This is a genomic window from Streptomyces sp. NPDC005774 (assembly GCF_042871645.1).
Taxonomy (GTDB): Bacteria; Actinomycetota; Actinomycetes; order Streptomycetales; family Streptomycetaceae; genus Streptomyces; species Streptomyces pratens.
The window spans coordinates 250,206-269,979 of sequence record NZ_JBIAIV010000004.1 but is presented as its reverse complement, the minus strand read 5'-3'; the positions used below and the strand labels follow the sequence as shown (position 1 = coordinate 269,979).

Below are 19,774 nucleotides of genomic sequence, written 5' to 3'. Positions count from 1 at the left end.
GGGGGGGGGGGGGGGGGGGGGGGGGGGGGGGGGGGGGGGGGGGGGGGGGGGCGGGCGGGGGCGGGGGGGGGGGGGGGGGGGGGCGCCCCGCGCCCCCCCCCCCCCCCCGCCCCGGTGTTCACGCCCTACGGGGCGTCCCGTGCGGCTCACGCCTCGCGGGCGCCCGCGTACATCTCGTCGATCAGGTGCTTGTACTCCCGCTCGACCACCGGGCGCTTCAGCTTCAGGCTCGGGGTGATCTCGCCGTGCTCGATGTCGAGGTCGCGGGGCAGGATGCGGAACTTCTTGATGGTCTGCCAGCGCTGGAGGCCCCCGTTGAGCTGCTTGACGTAGCCGTCGACCATCTCGACCGTGGCGGGCGCGGCGACGATCTCCGCGTACGACTTGCCCCCCAGGCCGTTCTCCTGCGCCCAGGGCGCGAGGGCCGCCTCGTCGAGGGCGATCAGGGCGGTGCAGTAGTTCCGGTCGGCGCCGTGCACCAGGATGTTGGAGACGTACGGGCACACCGCCTTGAACTGTCCCTCGACCTCGGCGGGCGCGATGTACTTGCCGCCGGAGGTCTTGATGAGGTCCTTCTTGCGGTCGGTGATGCGCAGGTAGCCGTCGGGCGACAGCTCGCCGATGTCGCCGGTGTGGAACCAGCCGTCGGACTCCAGGACCTCGGCGGTCTTCTCGGGCAGGTTGTGGTAGCCCTCCATGATGCCGGGGCCGCGCAGCAGGATCTCGCCGTCGTCGGCGATGCGTACCTCGGTGCCGGGCAGCGGCTTGCCGACCGTGCCGGTGCGGTAGGCCTCGCCGGGGTTGACGAAGGAGGCCGCGGAGGACTCGGTGAGGCCGTACCCCTCCAGGATGTGGATACCGGCCCCGGCGAAGAAGTAGCCGATCTCGGGCGCGAGGGCCGCCGATCCGGAGACACAGGCACGCAGGTTGCCGCCGAACGCCTCGCGGATCTTGGCGTAGACCAGCTTGTCGGCGACGTTGTGCTTCGCGGTGAGGCCGAAGGGGGCACTGGCGGTGCCGGTCCGGCGGAAGTTGTCCTGCGTGACCTTGGCGTACTCGCGGGCGACACCGGCGGCCCACTGGAAGATCTTGTACTTGGCTCCGCCGCCGGCCCGTGCCTTGGCGGCCACCCCGTTGTAGACCTTCTCGAAGATGCGGGGCACGGCCGCCATGTAGGTGGGCTGCACCACCGGCAGGTTCTCGATGATCTTGTCGACGCGGCCGTCGACGGCGGTGACGTGTCCGACCTCGATCTGCCCCGAGGTGAGCACCTTGCCGAAGACGTGCGCGAGCGGCAGCCACAGGTACTGCACGTCGTCCGACTCGACCAGCCCGGTGGCGGCGATCGCCTTCGCCATGTACGCCCAGTTGTCGTGCGGCAGGCGTACGCCCTTGGGGCGGCCGGTGGTGCCCGAGGTGTAGATGAGGGTGGCCAGCTGGTCCTTGGTGATCGCGCCGACCCGCTCCTTGACCAGCCCGGCGTCCTTCTCCAGCCGGGCCGCACCGCGGCGCTCCAGCTCGGCGAGGCTGATCACCCAGTCGTCCGTCTCGACGCCGGCCGCATCGATGACCACGACATGGCCGATGTGGGGCAGCTCGGCGCGCTTCGCCACCGCCTTGGCGACCTGTTCGGCGTTCTCCGCGATCAGCACCCGGCTGTCGGAGTCCGACAGGATGTAGGCGGACTCCTCGAGGTTCGTCTGCGGGTAGACGGTGGTGGTGGCGGCGCCCGCGCACATGATGCCGAGGTCGGCGAGGACCCATTCCACCCGGGTGGCGGACGCGAGCGCCACCCGCTCCTCCGGGTTCACACCCAGCTCGATCAGACCGGCCGCGATGGCGTTGACCCGCTCGGCGGCCTCGGCCCAGGTGAGCGACTTCCAGTCGTCGGGACCGTCACCGGTGGCGGACGGGACGGGATAGCGGTACGCCTCGGCGTCCGGTGTGGCGGCGACACGCTCCAGGAAGAGGGTCGCCACGCTCGGCGGCCGGTTCTCGATCAAAGTCTGTGTGTCGCTCAAGACATCCTCCGGGGCCCGCGATGGTGCGGCTGGCTCAGATGCGGCTGGTGTACGACTGACATGCGGGTGGTAATCGGCCGGTTACGCTCGCATACCCTTGTTTAACTCGCGAGTAACCGTCAAGCAGGGACAGAGTAAAGGCCCACCGGCGGCTGCGTAAGGGGCCACGGCCTGTCACTTTGCACAGAGAGTCCCTTGACGCGCCACAACGGAACCGACGACGGACCGGCCGCAGGCCCCGCACACGGACCGGCCGCGAACCGCCCACAGACCGCCCGCGGACCTGCCGCGAACGCGCCGAGGCCCGCCGTGCGTGCGCACGGCGGGCCTCGCTCCGCCCGGAAGCGGCCAGCGTACTCTCCCGCCCACCTCCGGTAACCCCCGGTTACTTCTTGCCCTTGCCCGATCCCGCGTTCTCGTCGCTGGAGAGGACGGCGATGAAGGCCTCCTGCGGGACCTCCACGGCACCCACCATCTTCATCCGCTTCTTGCCCTCCTTCTGCTTCTCCAGCAGCTTGCGCTTGCGCGAGATGTCACCGCCGTAGCACTTGGCGAGGACGTCCTTGCGGATGGCGCGGACGGTCTCCCGGGCGATCACCCGGGAACCGATGGCGGCCTGGACGGGCACCTCGAAGCCCTGCCGCGGGATCAGCTCCCGCAGCTTGGCGACGAGCCGCACGCCGTACGCGTACGCCTGGTCCTTGTGTGTGATCACCGAGAAGGCGTCCACCTTGTCGCCGTGCAGCAGGATGTCGACCTTGACCAGGCTGGAGGACTGCTCGCCCGTGGGCTCATAGTCCAGCGAGGCGTAGCCGCGGGTCTTGGACTTCAGCTGGTCGAAGAAGTCGAAGACGATCTCCGCGAGCGGCAGCGTGTAGCGGATCTCGACCCGGTCCTCGGAGAGGTAGTCCATGCCGAGCAGGGTGCCGCGCCGGGTCTGGCACAGCTCCATGATCGCGCCGATGAACTCGGTGGGGGCGAGGATCGTGGCCCGCACCACCGGCTCGAAGACCTCGTCGATCTTCCCCTCGGGGAACTCGCTCGGGTTGGTGACGATGTGCTCGACACCGTCCTCCATGACCACGCGGTACACCACGTTGGGCGCGGTGGCGATCAGGTCGAGCCCGAACTCGCGCTCGAGGCGCTCACGGATCACGTCGAGGTGCAGCAGGCCCAGGAAGCCCACGCGGAAGCCGAACCCGAGGGCCGCGGACGTCTCCGGCTCGTAGACCAGGGCCGCGTCGTTGAGCTGCAGCTTGTCCAGCGCGTCGCGCAGCATGGGGTAGTCGGAGCCGTCCATCGGGTACAGGCCGGAGAAGACCATGGGCTTGGGCTCCTTGTAGCCGCCCAGCGCCTCCTCGGCCCCCTTGTGCTGGCTGGTGATGGTGTCACCGACCTTGGACTGGCGGACGTCCTTCACACCGGTGATGAGGTAGCCCACCTCGCCGACGCCGAGACCGTCGGAGGACAGCATCTCCGGCGAGTTCGTACCGATCTCCAGCAGCTCGTGCGTCGCGCCCGTGGACATCATCCGGATGCGCTCGCGCTTGTTGAGCTGGCCGTCGATGACCCGGACGTACGTCACGACACCGCGGTACGAGTCGTAGACCGAGTCGAAGATCATCGCGCGGGCCGGGGCGTCCTTGACGCCGACCGGGGCGGGAATCTCGGCGACCACCCTGTCGAGCAGCGCCTCGACGCCGAGCCCGGTCTTGGCGGACACCTTCAGCACGTCGTCGGGCTCGCAGCCGACCAGGTTGGCGAGCTCCTCGGCGAACTTCTCGGGCTGCGCGGCCGGCAGGTCGATCTTGTTGAGCACCGGGATGATCTTGAGGTCGTTCTCCATCGCCAGGTACAGGTTGGCGAGGGTCTGCGCCTCGATGCCCTGCGCGGCGTCCACCAGGAGGACCGTGCCCTCGCAGGCGGCGAGCGACCGCGACACCTCGTAGGTGAAGTCGACGTGCCCCGGCGTGTCGATCATGTTGAGGATGTGCGTGCTGCCCTTGTCATGAGTGGGCGCCCACGGCAACCGCACCGCCTGGGACTTGATCGTGATGCCGCGTTCGCGCTCGATGTCCATGCGGTCGAGGTACTGGGCGCGCATCTGCCGCTGCTCGACCACGCCGGTCAGCTGAAGCATCCGGTCGGCGAGCGTGGACTTTCCGTGGTCGATGTGCGCGATGATGCAGAAGTTGCGGATCAGAGCCGGGTCGGTACGGCTCGGCTCGGGCACGTGGATGGGGGTCGCGGGCACGCAGGGTCCTGATTCTTGAGGCGTCCGCAGTGTCTGCGGTCTCGGGTCGGATCGGATCTATACGTAGCTTCCATGGTCCCACGGGCGAGGAGTGTGGCGCCCCTGGTGGGGAGCAGAAGCCCGACCGGTGCCGGACCGGGCCTGTGCCGGGGCCGTGCCGGTCCCGGCCGGGGCCGGGTTTGGGCCGCTCGTCGGACCGCTGGTAACGTGGGGCGTTGTGTCTCTTGCCCTCTCGGTGCGGGGCACGTCTCAAGAAATTCACCGGTCCGGGACCCGTGCGGCCCCGGACCAGAACCTGTAGAGGCTCATTCGTGGCGAACATCAAGTCCCAGATCAAGCGGAACAAGACCAACGAGAAGGCCCGGCTGCGCAACAAGGCCGTCAAGTCCTCTCTGAAGACCGCGATCCGCAAGGCTCGTGAGGCCGTCGCCGCGGGCGACGCCGAGAAGGCCGCCGAGTACCAGCGCGTCGCCGCGCGTCAGCTCGACAAGGCCGTCTCCAAGGGCGTCATCCACAAGAACCAGGCCGCCAACAAGAAGTCGGCGCTGGCTCACAAGGTCGCGCCCCTCAAGGGCTGAACCACTCGCTGATCTGATCGGATTCGATCCGACCGCCGGCAGGACCCAGGGCGGGCCCTCTCTCTCCGCCCCCGACCGGCACCCCGAGCCTGTACGCGGCCTGCGTTCGCCACGCGGGTACGGGCTCCAAGCTTCACCGAGGACCCCGCTCCGCCCGCCCTTCCCCGGGCGGTGGAGCGGGGTCCTCGGCTTTACCACGGGGCAGTGGCACGGGCCGGGACGGCCCTATGCCCGGCCCTTCGACCTGGCCGCGCGGGCGATGGTGACGACCGCCTTCTCCAGGGCGTACCCCGGGTCCTGCCCGCCGCCCTTGACTCCGGCGTCCGCCTCGGCCACCGCGCGCAACGCCACGGACACGCCGTCGGGGGTCCAGCCCCGCATCTGCTGCCGCACCCGGTCGATCTTCCACGGCGGCATGCCCAGCTCCCGCGCCAGATCGGCCGGTCTGCCCCCGCGCGCCGACGACAGCTTCCCGATCGCCCGTACACCCTGGGCGAGCGCGCTGGTGATCAGCACCGGTGCCACCCCCGTCGCCAGCGACCAGCGCAGCGCCTCCAGCGCCTCCGCCGCCCGTCCCTCGACCGCGCGGTCGGCGACCGTGAAGCTCGACGCCTCGGCCCGCCCGGTGTAGTACCGGCCGACGACGGCTTCGTCGATCGTGCCCTCGATGTCCGACGCCAGCTGGGACACGGCTGCCGCCAGCTCCCGCAGATCGCTGCCGATGGAGTCGACCAGCGCCTGGCACGCCTCCGGTGTGGCCGACCTCCCGGTGGCCCGGAACTCGCCCCGCACGAAGGCCAGCCGGTCCGCCGGCTTCGTCATCTTCGGGCAGGCCACCTCCCGCGCCCCCGCCTTGCGCGCCGCGTCGAGCAGACCCTTGCCCTTGGCGCCGCCCGCGTGCAGCAGGACGAGCGTGATCTCCTCGGCGGGCGCCCCGAGGTACGCCTTCACGTCCTTGACGGTGTCGGCCGACAGGTCCTGCGCATTGCGCACGACCACGACCTTGCGCTCGGAGAAGAGCGAGGGACTGGTCAGCTCGGCGAGGGTACCGGGCTGGAGCTGGTCCGGAGTGAGGTCGCGTACGTCCGTGTCGGCGTCGGCGGCCTTCGCGGCGGCCACCACCTCCTGCACGGCACGGTCGAGCAGGAGGTCCTCCTGGCCCACGGCGAGCGTCACCGGGACGAGAGGGTCGTCTTGAGCTGTCTTCCTGGCCATCGCGACAAGCATCGCACGCACCACTGACGGCGATGGTTCCCGACCTCACGACGCCGGGTCAGGGTTCTTCGCGCCAGCCGTCCCACTGAGCCGCGAACTCGTCCAGCGCACCGGGGTCCAGCCGTTCCCTCTCGTCGCGCAGGACGACGAGCCACTGGGCGTCCTCGGCGTCGTCCTCACCGGCAAGGGCGTCCCGGACGAGCTGCGGCTCCTCATCGATGCCGAAGCGCTCGCCCAGTTCCTCCGCCACCGCTTCCGCGGCATCCCGGTCGGGCAGCACCAGCACATGTCTCACATCGCTCACGGCAGCCATTGTCTCGGGCACCCGCCGGACGGCGAAGACCAGGCCCGCCGTCCGGCCGCCGTCCGGTGCCGCCGACGGGTTCCCGATCAGTTGGCCCGGTGTGGATTTCTCACAGTCGGCACCTGGGCGAGGCGGATTGCGAACCGGTCCCGGTAGTACGCGAGCACCTCCTCGTCCGTCTCCAACTCCCGCTCCTCCCGCGTACCGGTCGCCGTCGTCGTGGTGACCCGGCGGCCGGCGAGCGTGATCCTCCCTCCGTCCTCGGTGACCCGTGAGCAGACGAGCGACCGGGTGAAATGCGACTGCGGCGAGGTGCTGTGCCACCACGCCCCGGCCACGAAGTCGCCGAGCGCCCTCGGACGCTGCTCCAGCCGGTAGACCCGCTTCCCGTCCCGCAGCACGTCCAGGTCCGCGGCCGCGGCGACGTCATGACCGCCCCGCATCCCGGCCGCGTCCGGCGCCGCCCCGGTGATCCGGAAGGTGCCCGCCGGGTCCTCCTGGTCCCCCCGTTCCCCGAACGCCAGCGGCAGCAGGCAGTGCGCCCCGAACCCGACATCGGCCAGCAGGTCGTCCCCGTCCGGGGTCCGTACCCGCAGGGCGAGATGGTCGTACGGGATGCCGAGCCGTCCTCCGTCGCCGTACACCCGCGCGGCAAGCAGGGTGACCTCGTACCCGAGGGCGGTGAGCAAGGTGCCGAAGGCTCCGTTGAGTTCGTAGCAGAAGCCGCCCCGCCGGCCGCTCACCACCTTGTCCAGCAGCCGTTTCCCGTCGAGCGCGATCTCCTCACCGAGGTGGACCGAGAGGTTCTCGAAGGGCGCGGTCCGCAGATGGCGCAGGTGCAGCTCGCGCAGCGCGCCGACGGTGGGCCGGGCCGGCCGCTCGACGCCCAGCCGCCGCAGATAGGCATCGACCGCCGTCGCGTCCGGACCGGCGTCGGCGCCCGCTCGCGCGCCCCCGTCCGAGCCCGGGTTCGCTCCCTCGGTCGTGTCCACGTTCGTGTGGTCGTGCGCGGCTTCCCTCATGCCCTCAGTGTCGCGCCACCCGCAGTTCTCCGCTCCCGTCCTCACCGCCGAGCACCGCGATCGCCCCGTCCCGGTCCGTCCGCAGTACCGCGGCGCCGGCATCCCGCAGCGCGGCGACCGTGCTCGGGGCGGGATGCCCGTACGAGTTGTCCCGCCCGGCGGAGATCAGCGCCAGCTGGGGCGCCAACCGGCTTACGAGACCGGGATCCTGATACGCCGAACCGTGATGGGCGACCTTCAGGACGTCGACGTCCGCCAGTCGCCCCGCCGCGGGCGACCTCGCCAGGGCCCGCTGGGCCGGTGGTTCCATGTCCCCGAGCAGCAGCAGGCGCAGGCCCGCCGTCCGGACGAGCATGGCCACACTGGCGTCGTTCGGCCCTTCCGGCTCCGGGGCCGGCCAAGCACCGGCGGCCTGACCGGTGTTCGGCGGTGGCCACACCACCTCCCAGGACAGGCCTCCCGTGCGCCGCCGCTCCCCCGCGACGGCCCGCGTCACCGGCAGGTCCCGGTCCGCCGCGAGTCTCCGTACGAAGCGGGCCTGGTCGGCGGGTTCTTCCAGTCCCGTGGTCGCGATGCCGCCCACCGAGCGTCCGCGCAGTACGCCGGGCAGGCCCGCGACGTGGTCGGCGTGGAAGTGGGTCAGCACGACCAGCGGGACCCGGGTGATGCCGAGAGAGCGCAGGCAGCGGTCCACCGGGGCCGGGTCCGGACCGGCGTCCACGACCACGCCGGTGTCCTCGCCCGCCGCCAGCACCATCGCGTCGCCCTGCCCCACGTCGCACATCACCATCCGCCAGCCCGGTGGCGGCCAGCCCGTGACCGCACGGGTCAGCGGTGGCGGCTGCACCACCAGCAGAACCAGGAGCAGGGCGCAGGCCCCGCACCACCAGGGGTGCCGCAGCAGTCTCCGGCCGACCGGCAGGAGGACCAGGGTGAGAGCCCCGAGCAGTGCCGCTCCGGCCCAGCCGCCCGGCCAGTCGACCCCGGCGCCGGGCAGCGCCGCCCCGGTCCGGGCGATCCACGCGATCCACTCCGCGGGCCAACTCGCGCACCAGGCCAGCGCCTTCGCCACCGGCAGCGCCGGCAGGGCGGTGCCCAGAGCCAGGAAGCCCAGCACGGTGGCAGGGGCGAGCGCGAACTCGGCGAGGAGGTTGCACGGCACCGCCACCAGGCTCACCCGCGCCGACAGCACCACGACCACCGGCGCGCACACCGCCTGCGCGGCGCCCGCCGCGGCCAGCGCCTCCGCGAGACGTGGCGGCACCCCGCGCCGTCGCAGCCCGGCGCTCCAGCGCGGTGCGAGGGTGAGCAGGGCTCCGGTGGCCAGCACGGAGAGCAGAAAGCCGTAGCTGCGGGCCAGCCACGGGTCGTGGAGGACCAGCAGCAGGACGGCCGTCGCCAGCGCCGGGATCAGGGACCGGCGGCGGCCGGTGGCGAGCGCGAGCAGTGCGACGGATCCGCAGGCGGCGGCCCGCAGCACGCTCGGGTCCGGCCGGCACACGACGACGAAGGTGAGCGAGAGCGCCCCGCCTAGCAGCGCGGTCGTACGCAGCGGGAGGCCGATGCGGGACGCGAGCCCACGGCGCTCGGCGTACTGCGCCAGCCCCGGAGGGCCGAGGAGCAGGGCGAGGAGGATCGTGAAGTTCGCCCCGGAAACAGCCAGGGTGTGCGTGAGGTCGGTCTCCCTGAACGCCTCGTCCAGTTCCGGGGTGACGCGTGAGGTGTCGCCCACGACCAGTCCCGGCAGCAGGGCGCGCGCGTCCGCCGGCAGCCCGTCGGTCGCCGCACGCAGTCCGGCGCGCAGCCGCCCGGCCAGCCGCTGCGGTGCCGACGGCTCCTCCACCGTCTTTGGTCCGTCGCCGCCCCTGACCCGCAGCACCGCCGCGAACCGGTCGCCGCCCGCCGTCGCGGGCGCGAGCCGGGCCTCGACCCTCAACCGGGTGGACGGCAGCAGTCTGAGCCACGGCGACTCTCCCTCCCTGCCCCGCGCCCGCTCCTGTCCGTCGTCCCGCGTACCGGACCGGGCCGAACGCGCGTCGACGATCATCAACACCGGAGCCCGGGTCACCACCGTCGCGCCGTCCCGCGCCCGCTCCACCTTCCGCACGTCCGCCTCGATGAGCACGGCCGTCGGAGCCATCCGGCCGCCCCCGGCCCTGGGCCGGGTGAGCCGGGGGTCGGCGGTGAGTTCGACCTCGGCGGTGACCGAGGCGTACTCCCGCGCCAGCTCCGGCACCGGGCCCCGCCGTAGATCGGCACCGTGCAGACCCGCCGACCCGGCGGCAGCGGCGATGCACAGCAGCACCGCGGCCCCGGAAACCCGCGACCGGACCTGTGCGCCTCCCGGCCCCTCGGGTCCCAGCCCTTCGGATCCCGGCCCCTCGGGTCCCAGCCCTTCGGATCCCGGCTCCGCCCGGCGGTTTCGCGACGTGAGGAGGACTCCGGCCAGGAGCAGGGCGGCGATCACCGTGCCCGTCACCAGGCCGGGAGGGGTGTGCAGCATCACCGCCGCCGTGGCCCAGGCTGCCAGCGCGGGTGGTACGAGCCGCAGGTCGGCCGGTCCCTCCTGCCGGGGATGGGAGGCCCCGAGCCGCTTCCCGGAGGCGGCGTGCACGGTCGGCCGGGCGGTGGCAGCGGGGTCCGTGGGGTCCGTGGGAGCGACGTGCCCCGTATGCGTCCGCCCGGGGTCCGTCGTGTCCGTCCGGCTCCTCATGGCCGTCATGGCCGTACGAGATTCCGCAGATCCGCGAAACGGCGGTCGCCGATGCCGTTCACTTCCCGCAGTTCGTCCACCGAGCGGAAACCGCCGTTGCGGGTGCGGTGGTCGAGGATGTGCCGGGCCAGCACGGGACCGACCCCTGGGAGGCTGTCCAGTTGCTCCAGCGTCGCGGTGTTGAGGGACACCGGTGTCGCGGGTCCGGCGCCCGGCACCGTTCCGGCCGGGCCGCCCGCCGCCGGTGCCGGACCGACCCCCGGGACCGGCGCCGGTGCCGGGCCGCCGACGAGCACCTGCTCCCCGTCCACGAGGAAGCGGGCCCGGTTGAGCCCGTCGGTGCTGGTCCCGGGCCGTACTCCGCCCGCCGCCCGCAGTGCGTCCGCGACCCGTGAGCCGGCCGGGAGACGGTGGACCCCCGGGTCGCGCACTTTGCCGCCGACGTCGACCACGATCTCGGGCAGCGCCGTACCGGCGCCCGTGCCCGCCATGCCCGTGCCGGTGCCTGCACTCGTGCCGCCGGCCTCGGCGGCTCCCGCCGGGGCCGGCGGCGGGTTCTCCGTTCCGTTCCCGTCGTGGGGCACGGCCGCCCCGACCACATCCGGTGCTCGCACGGGCTGCGTCCGCCCGGCCCAGAAGTGCTGCGCGGCGAACCCCACCGCCACCACCAGCACCACCGACAGCGCGACCACGCTCCGCCGTTCCAGCCCGCACCGCGTCCGCACCCACAACGGCAGCCGTTCCCTCAATGCGAGCCCCACCCGGCCGGTCGGCCGCCGCTCCCCCGGCACCACCGGGTCCGGGGCGACCGGCTCGGGAACCTTTTTCCACGTCCGCAGATCCCCGACGTCCACATCGCCCTCGGTCTCGACCGGGCCGGCCGCGACCGTGCCCCTCCGGGATCGCGCCACCGGCTCGTCCACGCCGCCCACGGCCCAGCTCGGCACGCCCCGGGCACGCCCGGCCCCTCCGACGCCCCGGCTGTCGCGCCCGTCCTCCGGTTCCCCGAACAGCGCCTCCGCCCTGCGCCGAAGCTCCTCCGCCGAGGCAGCACGGTCCCGTCCGTCCCGGAGCCGGTACCCGCGCCGGGCCCGCCCGCCGGGCCTCGGTCCGGTCCCCATGGCGATCCCGGCCCCGGCCCCGGCTCCGGCAGTGGTCGGCCGGCGGTGCCGGGCGCGGCCGTCGGACGCGGGCGCGCGGCCCGGGCCACTGGTCGCGGTCGCTGAACATGAACGTGATCGAAGTGCCATGCCAGGAGGATCGGGCACACCACCGCATTCGCGATGATCTTGCTTGGTTCCCGTGGATTACTGCCCGGTTGTGGACAACTCCCTCACCCGTACGGGCCTGCGCAGGTCCGCCGCGGCCTCACCGGACCGAGACCACGACCCCCAGCAGGCCGGGCCCCGTGTGCGCCCCGATCACCGCGCCGACCTCACTGACGTGCAGCTCGGTCAGCCCGGTCACCCGTGCCTTCAGCCGGTCCGCGAGGGCCGAAGCACGCTCCGGGGCGGCGAGATGGTGGACGGCGATGTCGACGTCGGCGGCGCCTGCCCGCTCGGCCGCGATCTCCTCCAGGCGGGCGATGGCCTTCGACGCCGTGCGCACCTTCTCCAGGGGTTCGATACGGCCGTCGGTCAACTGGAGCAGCGGCTTCACGGCGAGTGCCGACCCCAGCAGGGCCTGCGCGGCCCCGATACGGCCGCCCCGGCGCAGATAGTCCAGGGTGTCGACGTAGAAGTAGGCGGCGGTGCCGACGGCCCGTTTCTCCGCGGCCGTGACGGCCTCGTCCACGCTGCCCCCCGTCTCCGCGGCCTCCGCCGCCGCGAGCGCGCAGAATCCGAGCGCCATGGCGATCATGCCGGTGTCCACCACCCGCACCGGCACCGGCGCCTCTCGGGCCGCGACGACCGCCGCGTCATAGGTGCCGGAGAGTTCGGCGGAAAGATGGAGGGAGACGATGCCCGTGGCGCCGGCCTCGGCGGCCCTGCGATAGGTCTCGGCGAAGACCTCGGGGCCGGGCCGGGACGTCGTCACCGGCCGCCGCTTCTGGAGGGCCTGGGCGAGGGAGCGAGTGGAGATCTCGGTGCCCTCCTCGAGCGCGCGGTCACCGAGGACCACGGTCAGAGGGACCGCCGTGATGCCGTGCCGCTCCATCGTCCGGGCCGGAAGGTAGGCCGTTGAATCGGTGACGATAGCGACATGGCGGGACATGAGCTGGAGGTTACCTGGCGTACCGCCCCCTGGGCAGCCCGGCCCCGCCCGCCGGGCGGGGCCGTGTCCGGATCAGTGCGCCCGGATCAAGTGGTGCTCTCCGGGCGGGGCTTCTTCTGCCACGGGTAGGTGGGACGCGGCGCGGCCGGTGCGATCGAGGGCCGCGCCGACTCGGACGCGGGTTCCCGCGCGGCGTCGGACCGCGAGGTGTCCGGCCAGGTCCGACCGGCCGCCGGGCCGTCCGGGGCATGCGCTTCGGGCCGGCGCGGGGGCGCGGACGCCGACGTGGCCGCGGGCCCGGGTCCGGGCTGCTGGTCGGTGGTCGTCCAGTGCCGCAGGGCGCCGCTCTCGAGGTCGATCTGGGTGCTGAGCGAGTCGAGGTCGTCGTCCGCGAAGTGGCGGGCGCGGTCACGGGCCGCCCAGCGCAGGGAGTCCGCCGACCGCACGATGCGGTGGGTTCGCTCACGCAGCTCGGGCAGCCGCTTGCCGAGGGTGCCGCGGTCCGGTTCGGACTCCAGGCGCCTCAGTTCGGCGTCCAGTTCGTGCCCGTGCGCGCTGAGCCGCTCGAAAAGGCCGAGGGACTCCTTGAGGGACTGGTCCTCCGAAGCCCCGGACTGCAGCGCGTCCTGGGTGGCGCGCATGGACGTCCGCAGCTTGAGCCTGAGTTGGGCGATCTCACCGGCCGGGCCGGACTGGGCGAAGGACTTGACCTTCAAGGTGTGGTCCTCGACCGTGCGGCGGGCCTGGGTGAGGTGACGGTCCGCACTGCGCTTGGCGGCGCCGACGATCTTCACGGTGGCGTACACGCCCAGGGTGACGAAGAGCACGAAGAGCAGGGCCAGCACTGCGATCACTGCTTCCACGAGACTCCTCCTCCGGGCCCTGGGGCCGTCCTCCACACACCGCGCCGTTCTTCCACGGTAAACGCTACGGGCAGGCCCGGAGTTCCGGAGAAACCCCGAACCTGCCCGTAGGGGATCACCCTGAAGCCGCAGCCCGCAGGCCTACGCCGTCACGATGTTCACCAGCTTGGGCGCCCGCACGATCACCTTGCGGATCCCGGCCCCGTCCAGCGCGGCGACGACCTTCTCGTCGGCCAGCGCGGCCTTCTCCAGCTCCTCCTCCGAGATGGCCGGCGGGACCTCCAGGCGGGCCTTCACCTTGCCCTTGATCTGCACCACACAGGTGACGGTCTCGTCGACGACGTACGCCGGGTCGGCGACCGGGAAGTCCTGGTGGACGACCGAGTCGGTGCGGCCCAGCGTGCGCCACAGCTCCTCGGCGATGTGCGGGGCCAGCGGCGCCACCAGCAGCACCAGGGCCTCGGCGACCGGACGCGGTACCGGGCCTCCCTGCTTGGTCAGGTGGTTGTTCAGCTCGGTGACCTTGGCGATGGCGGTGTTGAAGCGCATCCCCTCCAGGTCCTGGCGCACCCCGTCGATCGCCTTGTGCAGGGCGCGCAGCGTGTCCTCACCGGGCTCGCTGTCGACGACGGTCACCTCGCCGGTGTTCTCGTCGACGATGTTGCGCCACAGCCGCTGCAGCAGCCGGAACTGGCCGACCACCGCGCGGGTGTCCCAGGGCCGTGACACGTCCAGCGGGCCCATCGCCATCTCGTACAGGCGCAGTGTGTCGGCCCCGTACTCGGCGCAGATCTCGTCCGGGGTGACCGCGTTCTTCAGGGACTTGCCCATCTTGCCCAGCACCCGGGAGACCTTCTCGCCCTGGTGGTAGTAGGCGCCCTCGCGCTCCTCCACCTCGGCGGCCGGCACCGCGATGCCGCGGCTGTCACGGTAGACGTAGGCCTGGATCATGCCCTGGTTGAACAGCTTGTGGAACGGCTCCGCCGACGACACGTGCCCCAGGTCGTACAGCACCTTGGACCAGAAGCGCGCGTACAGCAGGTGCAGCACGGCGTGCTCGGCGCCGCCGACGTACAGGTCGACGCCGCCGTGCGGCATGCCCTCGCGCGGGCCCATCCAGTACTGCTCGATCTCCGGGTCGACCAGCTTCTCGCTGTTGTGCGGGTCCAGGTAGCGCAGCTCGTACCAGCAGGAGCCGGCCCAGTTGGGCATGGTGTTGGTCTCGCGCCGGTACGGGCGCGGGCCGCGGCCGTCGCCCAGGTCCAGGGTGACGTTGACCCAGTCCTCGTTGCGCGACAGCGGCGTCTCGGGCCGGGTGTCGGCGTCGTCCGGGTCGAAGGTGCGCGGGGAGTAGTCGTCGACCTCGGGCAGTTCCAGCGGCAGCATCGACTCGGGCAGGGCGTGGGCGGCGCCGTCCTCGTCGTAGACGATCGGGAAGGGCTCGCCCCAGTAGCGCTGCCGGCTGAACAGCCAGTCGCGCAGCCGGAAGTTGACGGTGCCCTCGCCGATGCCCCGGCGCTCCAGCCACTCGGTGATGCGCGCCTTGGCCTCGGCGACTGGCAGGCTGTCCAGGCTCACCTCGTCGTTGGACGAGCCGATGATCTTCGCCTCGTAGGAGGAGAAGGCGTCCTCCCAGGTGGAGGTGTCGGTGCCGCGGCCGTCGGTCGGCTCGACGATGCAGCGGATCGGCAGTTCGAAGGCGCGCGCGAACTCGAAGTCGCGCTGGTCACCGGCCGGTACGGCCATGATCGCGCCGGTGCCGTAGCCCATCAGGACGTAGTCGGCGATGAAGACGGGCACCTGCTCGCCGTTGACCGGGTTGGTCGCGTAGGAGCCGATGAAGACGCCGGTCTTGTCCTTGGCCTCGGCCTGCCGCTCCACGTCGGACTTGGAGGCGGCCTGCGCGCGGTAGGCGGCGACGGCCTCGGCCGGGGTCGCGTGGCCCCCGGTCCAGACGTCGTGGGTGCCCTCGGGCCAGGCGGCCGGGGTGAACTTCTCGACCAGCGGGTGCTCGGGCGCCAGCACCATGTAGGTCGCGCCGAACAGGGTGTCGGGGCGGGTGGTGAAGACGGTGATGTTCTCGCCGTCGATGGGGAAGTCGACGCGGGCGCCCTCGGAGCGGCCGATCCAGTTGCGCTGCTGCAGCTTGATGGCCTCGGGCCAGTCCAGGGCGTCCAGGTCCGACAGCAGCCGGTCGGCGTAGGCGGTGATGCGCATGTTCCACTGGCGCAGCTTCGCCTTGAAGACGGGGAAGTTGCCGCGCTCGGAGCGGCCGTCGGCGGTGACCTCCTCGTTGGCCAGTACGGTGCCCAGCCCGGGGCACCAGTTGACCGGCGCGTCGGAGGCGTAGGCCAGCCGGAAGCCGCCCAGGACGTCGGCGCGCTCGGCCTCGCTCAGCTCGCTCCACGCGCGCGTGTGGCCCGGTACGGGGCGCTCACCGGACTCGAAGCGGGTGATCAGTTCGGTGATGGGGCGGGCCCGGTCGGCCTCGTCGTCGTACCAGGAGTTGAAGATCTGCAGGAAGATCCACTGGGTCCACTTGTAGTAGTCCGGGTCGATCGTGGCGAACGACCGGCGCCGGTCGTGGCCCAGGCCCAGCCGGCGCAGCTGGGACTTCATGTTCGCGATGTTGGCCTCGGTGGACACGCGCGGGTGCGTACCGGTCTGTACGGCGTACTGCTCGGCGGGCAGGCCGAAGGCGTCGAAGCCCAGGGTGTGCAGGACGTTGTGGCCGGTCATGCGCTGGAACCGGGCGGAGACGTCGGTGGCGATGTATCCCAGGGGGTGGCCGACGTGCAGTCCCGCACCCGAGGGGTAGGGGAACATGTCCATGATGAACTTCTTGGGCCGGGCCACCGTCTCCGGGTCGCCCGCCAGGTCGCCCGCGGGGTTCGGTGCGGCGTACGTCCCCTCGGCGTCCCAGAAGTCCTGCCAGCGTGCCTCGATCTCGGCCGCCAGGGCGGCCGTGTAGCGGTGCGGCGCGGCCACTTCGGGGGTGGCCGCGGGGTTCGTCTCGCTCATGATCCTCAAAGCTCCATCGATCGTCTGCGCCCACGGCTGCTGCGACATTCGGAAATGAAAAATCCCCTCGCACAGGAGGGGACGCCGCACCGATTCCGACCGACTGGTTCGACCATGGTCGGGACTGATCAGTGCGGCTCGCTAAGCAGAAGGCGTACGGCACGCATAGCGCCAGGGTACCGCAGGCCCGGAGCACACCGCGACGCACTTCGCCCCGCCCGCGGGAAGCACTCCGCCCGACCACTTCCCTGAACATCAGTCAAAACTTACTCCGCGTAACAGCCCCTATGGGGCATCACAACAGCCGGATTGTCTTTTGATAACAGCGCAATAACTCAAACCTCGTACTCTCCGGTACAACGAGGTTTAGAGTGCGCCCCGGGACCGCTTCTCCCGAACGTTCGGAGTTCCCCCATGAACCCTCGTCCAGACAGCAGCCCGCCGCCCGTTCAGGGCCGGTCGGCTGCCGGTCGGTCGTACCCGCATGCCGTCGTGCTTTCCGTCGTGACGTGGGGAGGTAGGGCGTGAGGCCGGACGACAGCACGGCGGACGACTGGTTCGCCGAGTTCCTCAACTTCGGCGTGGGCGTTCTGTCGCTCGTCTGCCTGAGCTGCTCGGTGATCTGGGGACTGGTCGCCCAGGACCGGGTTCTGCTCGGTCCGCGCCAGCGCATCCTGGCGCAGGCCGTGCACCGGACGACCGCGGTCGCCTCGATCGCCTTCCTGCTGATGCACATCGGCATCAAGCTGGCCCTGGACCACACGACGTGGATCGCCGCGGTGATCCCCTTCGGACTGGCCCTCACCGACGACGAAGCGGTGGCCGGCAGGTCCTTCCTCATCGGCCTGGGCACCCTGGCCGGAATGCTGATGATCTTCGTCGGCATCACCGGCGTCCTGCGCAACCGCTTCGCCTCGCCGGCCCCCGTCGCGGCCCGCTGGCGCGCCATGCACATGCTGGCCTACCCGGCCTGGTGTGCCGCGCTGGTCCACGGGCTCTACGCGGGTCGATCGGCAAAGCCGATCTTCCTGATCCTGTACGGCCTGTCCCTGCTCGGCGTCATGGCGGCCCTCGCCCTGCGCGCATCCCCGGCGCGGGTCAAGCGCAAGGTCGCCGACCGGGTCACCGCCGTGCTCGGTCTCGCCGAGCAGCAGGGCCGCGACAAGCTCGACGAGAGCCGGGCCCGCGCCGCAGAGGCGTCGCCTCCCGGGTACGAGGGCGGCGGCAGACGGGACTCCCGGCCCCGTTCCGAGCGCCCCGCGCCGGCTGCCCGGCCGTTGTACGAGACCGCCGAACGTGTCGCACCGCCGGCCCCGGACCCCGCGAACGGCTTCGCGGCGGCCTACCGCGCGGTCTCCGCCCCGCCCCAGCCGCAGCAGCCCCTCTACGCCGACCAGACCGCCCGCATGGAGCTGCCCCTGGACATGCAGCCCACGCAGACCGTCCCCACCTTCGACGGCCAGACGATGGGTGGGCAGATGATGGGCGGACAGATCATGGAGGCACCGCGTGTGGACGGCCCCTCCAGCACCTCGGGCAGCTGGCCCGTCCCGTCCCCGCCGCCGGTCGGCGAAGCCCCGCCGTCGGCCTACGATCCGCTCCAGGACACCGGATACAACATCCCCACCTACGACAATCCGGCCGCCTCCGGCTACGGCTCGAGTGATGTGCGCGACACCGGTGAGTCGAACGGCTTCTACAACGCGTACAACCCGAGTGACACGTACAACAGCGGTCCCGCCACTGATCCACCTCCCGGTGCGTCGTACGACTTCGACGCACCGGGATCGGGCGAACCTTGGAACACGCCTTCCGGAGGCTTTAAGTGAACGAGGCTCTGCCCGACGTACCCGAAGTCCGCGTCGTCGGGCTTCCCCAGCTCACGTCGGGCTTCGACCTTGTCGACCGGCTCGATCTCCCCATGCACCTCAAGGTGCACGGGCCGCTCGAACCCATGGGCGGCGAACAGCTCGCCCAGCTCTCTGAACGCATCAACCTCAGGGGACGCGGCGGCGCCGGCTTCCCCTTCCACAAGAAGCTGCGTTCGGTCGCCGAGACGGCGATCAAACGCGGCGTCCGGCCGGTCGTCGTCGTCAACGGCAGCGAGGACGAACCGGCCTGCCGCAAGGACACGGTGATGATCAACCGTGCTCCGCATCTCATCCTGGACGGCGCACTGCTGTGCGCCGAGGCCATGGGTGCCCGCACGCTCGTGGTGGGAGTCACCCGGGAGTCCACCAAGCGCTCCATGGAGGCCGCGCTCGCCGAACGCGGCCTCAACAACGGGCGCCGGTCCGCGATGCGCGCCCGCGTGCAGCTCAACCCGGTGCGCATGGTCACGGGCGCCGCGGCCTCGCTGATCCGCTCCATCGACGGCGGTCCGGCGGTCCCGCCGGGCCGCAAGGTCAGCGCCTCGAAGAACGGTGTGGGCGGCGCGCCCACCCTGCTCTCCAACGCCGAGACCTTCGCGCAGCTCGCCATCGCCGCCCGCATCGGCCCGGAGCGCTACTGCAACACCGGCCTGTACGACGAGCCGGGCACCGTCATGCTCACGGTCTCCGGGGCGGTCGCCCGCCCCATGGTGATCGAGGTCCCGACGGGCGTACCGCTGCGTTACGTCCTCCAGCTCGCCGGCGCGCCGCCGATGCCGCAGGGCGTGCTCACCGGCGGCTACCACGGCAAGTGGATCGACGCGGCGACCGTCAACGAGGCGATCGTCTCCCGCAACTCCCTGGACGCGGTGGGCGGCGCGCTCGGCGCGGGCGCGATCCTGCCGATCAGTCAGGACACCTGCCCACTGGGCGAGTCCCTGATGGTGGCGAAATGGCTGGCCGAGGAGAGCGCCGGCCAGTGCGGCCCCTGCTACCTGGGCCTGCCGGCCGCCGCGCGCGGCCTGGAGGACATCCTCAACGGCGGCGGCCCGGCCGCCCTGGAGGCGGTCAAGCAGGTCGCCAAGAGCGTGAAGCGGCGCGGCGCGTGTTCGCATCCGGACGGCTCCGCGATGTTCCTGGAGTCGACCATCAAGGCGTTCACCGACGACCTCGCCGCCCATGTCCTGGGCAACGGCTGCGGGCGCCCCGTGGAGGGCGTGCTGCCGCTCTTCGAGGGCGGCAGGGCCCCTACGGGCATCCCGGGCGGGGGCGGGGAGGAGAACGGCCCCAGCCGCCAGAAGATCTTCGTCGACTGGACGCTGTGCCGGGGCCACGGCCTGTGCGCGGACATCCTCCCGGAGGTCTTCCAGCTCGGCGCGGACGGCTTCCCGACCGTCGCCCAGGCCCAGGTGCCGCGCGACGCGGAGGCCAAGGCGATGCGCGCGGTGCGCCGCTGTCCGGCGCTGGCCCTGCGCGTCGAGGAGGGAGCGCAGTCCAAGGCGCCCTCCCGCAATCTGCCGGTACTCTCCCAGGGCCGCGGCCGGCGAGCGCTGGGCCGCTGACACGGGTCCGTGCGGGCCGCCCCCGCGGGGGGGGGCCGCCCCCCCCGCCCCCCCCCCACCCCCCACCGGGGGGGGCAGCCGCAAGGGGTTTCGGCCGCGCACGGTTTTGGGGGTTAGGGGAGGATTAGACAGGCCA

The 19,774-nt window shown here is 72.0% G+C and carries 13 protein-coding genes; 3 read left to right on the top strand and 10 right to left on the bottom strand.

Features of this window, described 5'->3' with window-relative positions:
- Positions 1 to 146: 146 nt before the first annotated feature.
- Positions 147 to 2,021, bottom strand: coding sequence for an AMP-dependent synthetase/ligase (locus ACFYQA_RS06510; RefSeq protein WP_388912372.1), 1,875 nt, complete (start codon positions 2,019 to 2,021; stop codon positions 147 to 149).
- 385 nt (positions 2,022 to 2,406) lie between these two features.
- Positions 2,407 to 4,275, bottom strand: coding sequence for a translation elongation factor 4 (lepA, locus tag ACFYQA_RS06505; RefSeq protein WP_388912369.1), 1,869 nt, complete (start codon positions 4,273 to 4,275; stop codon positions 2,407 to 2,409).
- Between the two features lie 311 nt (positions 4,276 to 4,586).
- Here lepA and rpsT point away from each other — a divergent pair, with 311 nt between their 5' ends.
- Positions 4,587 to 4,853: a 30S ribosomal protein S20 gene (rpsT, locus tag ACFYQA_RS06500; protein ID WP_332427552.1), complete on the top strand. Its 267-nt coding sequence runs from the start codon at positions 4,587 to 4,589 to the stop codon at positions 4,851 to 4,853.
- Positions 4,854 to 5,078: 225 nt separating this feature from the next.
- Here rpsT and holA read toward each other — a convergent pair whose 3' ends face one another.
- From holA to leuS, 8 genes are all read right to left on the bottom strand, one after another.
- Positions 5,079 to 6,068: a DNA polymerase III subunit delta gene (gene holA / locus ACFYQA_RS06495; protein ID WP_386398421.1), complete on the bottom strand. Its 990-nt coding sequence runs from the start codon at positions 6,066 to 6,068 to the stop codon at positions 5,079 to 5,081.
- Positions 6,069 to 6,126: 58 nt separating this feature from the next.
- A complete protein-coding gene (locus ACFYQA_RS06490; RefSeq protein WP_388912366.1) occupies positions 6,127 to 6,372 on the bottom strand; it encodes a hypothetical protein in 246 nt (81 codons plus the stop codon).
- An 86-nt stretch (positions 6,373 to 6,458) separates the two neighbouring features.
- Entirely contained in the window at positions 6,459 to 7,394 is a 936-nt protein-coding gene (locus tag ACFYQA_RS06485) for an arylamine N-acetyltransferase (RefSeq protein WP_388912363.1), read from the bottom strand.
- A 4-nt stretch (positions 7,395 to 7,398) separates the two neighbouring features.
- Entirely contained in the window at positions 7,399 to 10,116 is a 2,718-nt protein-coding gene (locus ACFYQA_RS06480; RefSeq protein WP_388912360.1) for a ComEC/Rec2 family competence protein, read from the bottom strand.
- Positions 10,113 to 11,357, bottom strand: coding sequence for a helix-hairpin-helix domain-containing protein (locus ACFYQA_RS06475; RefSeq protein ID WP_388912357.1), 1,245 nt, complete (start codon positions 11,355 to 11,357; stop codon positions 10,113 to 10,115). The genes ACFYQA_RS06480 and ACFYQA_RS06475 overlap by 4 nt, the downstream gene beginning before the upstream one ends.
- Positions 11,358 to 11,475: 118 nt before the next feature.
- The gene (locus ACFYQA_RS06470) at positions 11,476 to 12,321 is read right to left on the bottom strand and encodes a DegV family protein (protein ID WP_388912354.1); all 846 of its coding nucleotides are present in this window, start codon (positions 12,319 to 12,321) and stop codon (positions 11,476 to 11,478) included.
- An 86-nt stretch (positions 12,322 to 12,407) separates the two neighbouring features.
- A complete protein-coding gene (locus tag ACFYQA_RS06465; protein WP_388912351.1) occupies positions 12,408 to 13,184 on the bottom strand; it encodes a hypothetical protein in 777 nt (258 codons plus the stop codon).
- Between the two features lie 141 nt (positions 13,185 to 13,325).
- Entirely contained in the window at positions 13,326 to 16,205 is a 2,880-nt protein-coding gene (gene leuS, locus ACFYQA_RS06460) for a leucine--tRNA ligase (RefSeq protein WP_388912348.1), read from the bottom strand.
- Positions 16,206 to 16,729: 524 nt separating this feature from the next.
- Here leuS and ACFYQA_RS06455 point away from each other — a divergent pair.
- On the top strand, positions 16,730 to 18,034 hold the full coding sequence (locus ACFYQA_RS06455; RefSeq protein ID WP_388912345.1) for a cytochrome b/b6 domain-containing protein: 1,305 nt from the start codon (positions 16,730 to 16,732) through the stop codon (positions 18,032 to 18,034).
- Positions 18,031 to 19,638 (top strand): NADH-ubiquinone oxidoreductase-F iron-sulfur binding region domain-containing protein, encoded by a 1,608-nt coding sequence (locus ACFYQA_RS06450; RefSeq protein ID WP_388912343.1) that lies wholly within the window; start codon positions 18,031 to 18,033, stop codon positions 19,636 to 19,638. The genes ACFYQA_RS06455 and ACFYQA_RS06450 overlap by 4 nt, the downstream gene beginning before the upstream one ends.
- Positions 19,639 to 19,774 lie beyond the last annotated feature (136 nt).

Coding starts and splice junctions, on each gene's coding strand:
- holA (WP_386398421.1), bottom strand. CDS start 6,068: ATGGCCAGGAAGACAGCTCAAGACGACCCTCTCGTCCCGGTGACGCTC.
- ACFYQA_RS06485 (WP_388912363.1), bottom strand. CDS start 7,394: ATGAGGGAAGCCGCGCACGACCACACGAACGTGGACACGACCGAGGGA.
- ACFYQA_RS06480 (WP_388912360.1), bottom strand. CDS start 10,116: ATGACGGCCATGAGGAGCCGGACGGACACGACGGACCCCGGGCGGACG.
- ACFYQA_RS06475 (WP_388912357.1), bottom strand. CDS start 11,357: ATGGCACTTCGATCACGTTCATGTTCAGCGACCGCGACCAGTGGCCCG.
- ACFYQA_RS06470 (WP_388912354.1), bottom strand. CDS start 12,321: ATGTCCCGCCATGTCGCTATCGTCACCGATTCAACGGCCTACCTTCCG.
- leuS (WP_388912348.1), bottom strand. CDS start 16,205: ATGAGCGAGACGAACCCCGCGGCCACCCCCGAAGTGGCCGCGCCGCAC.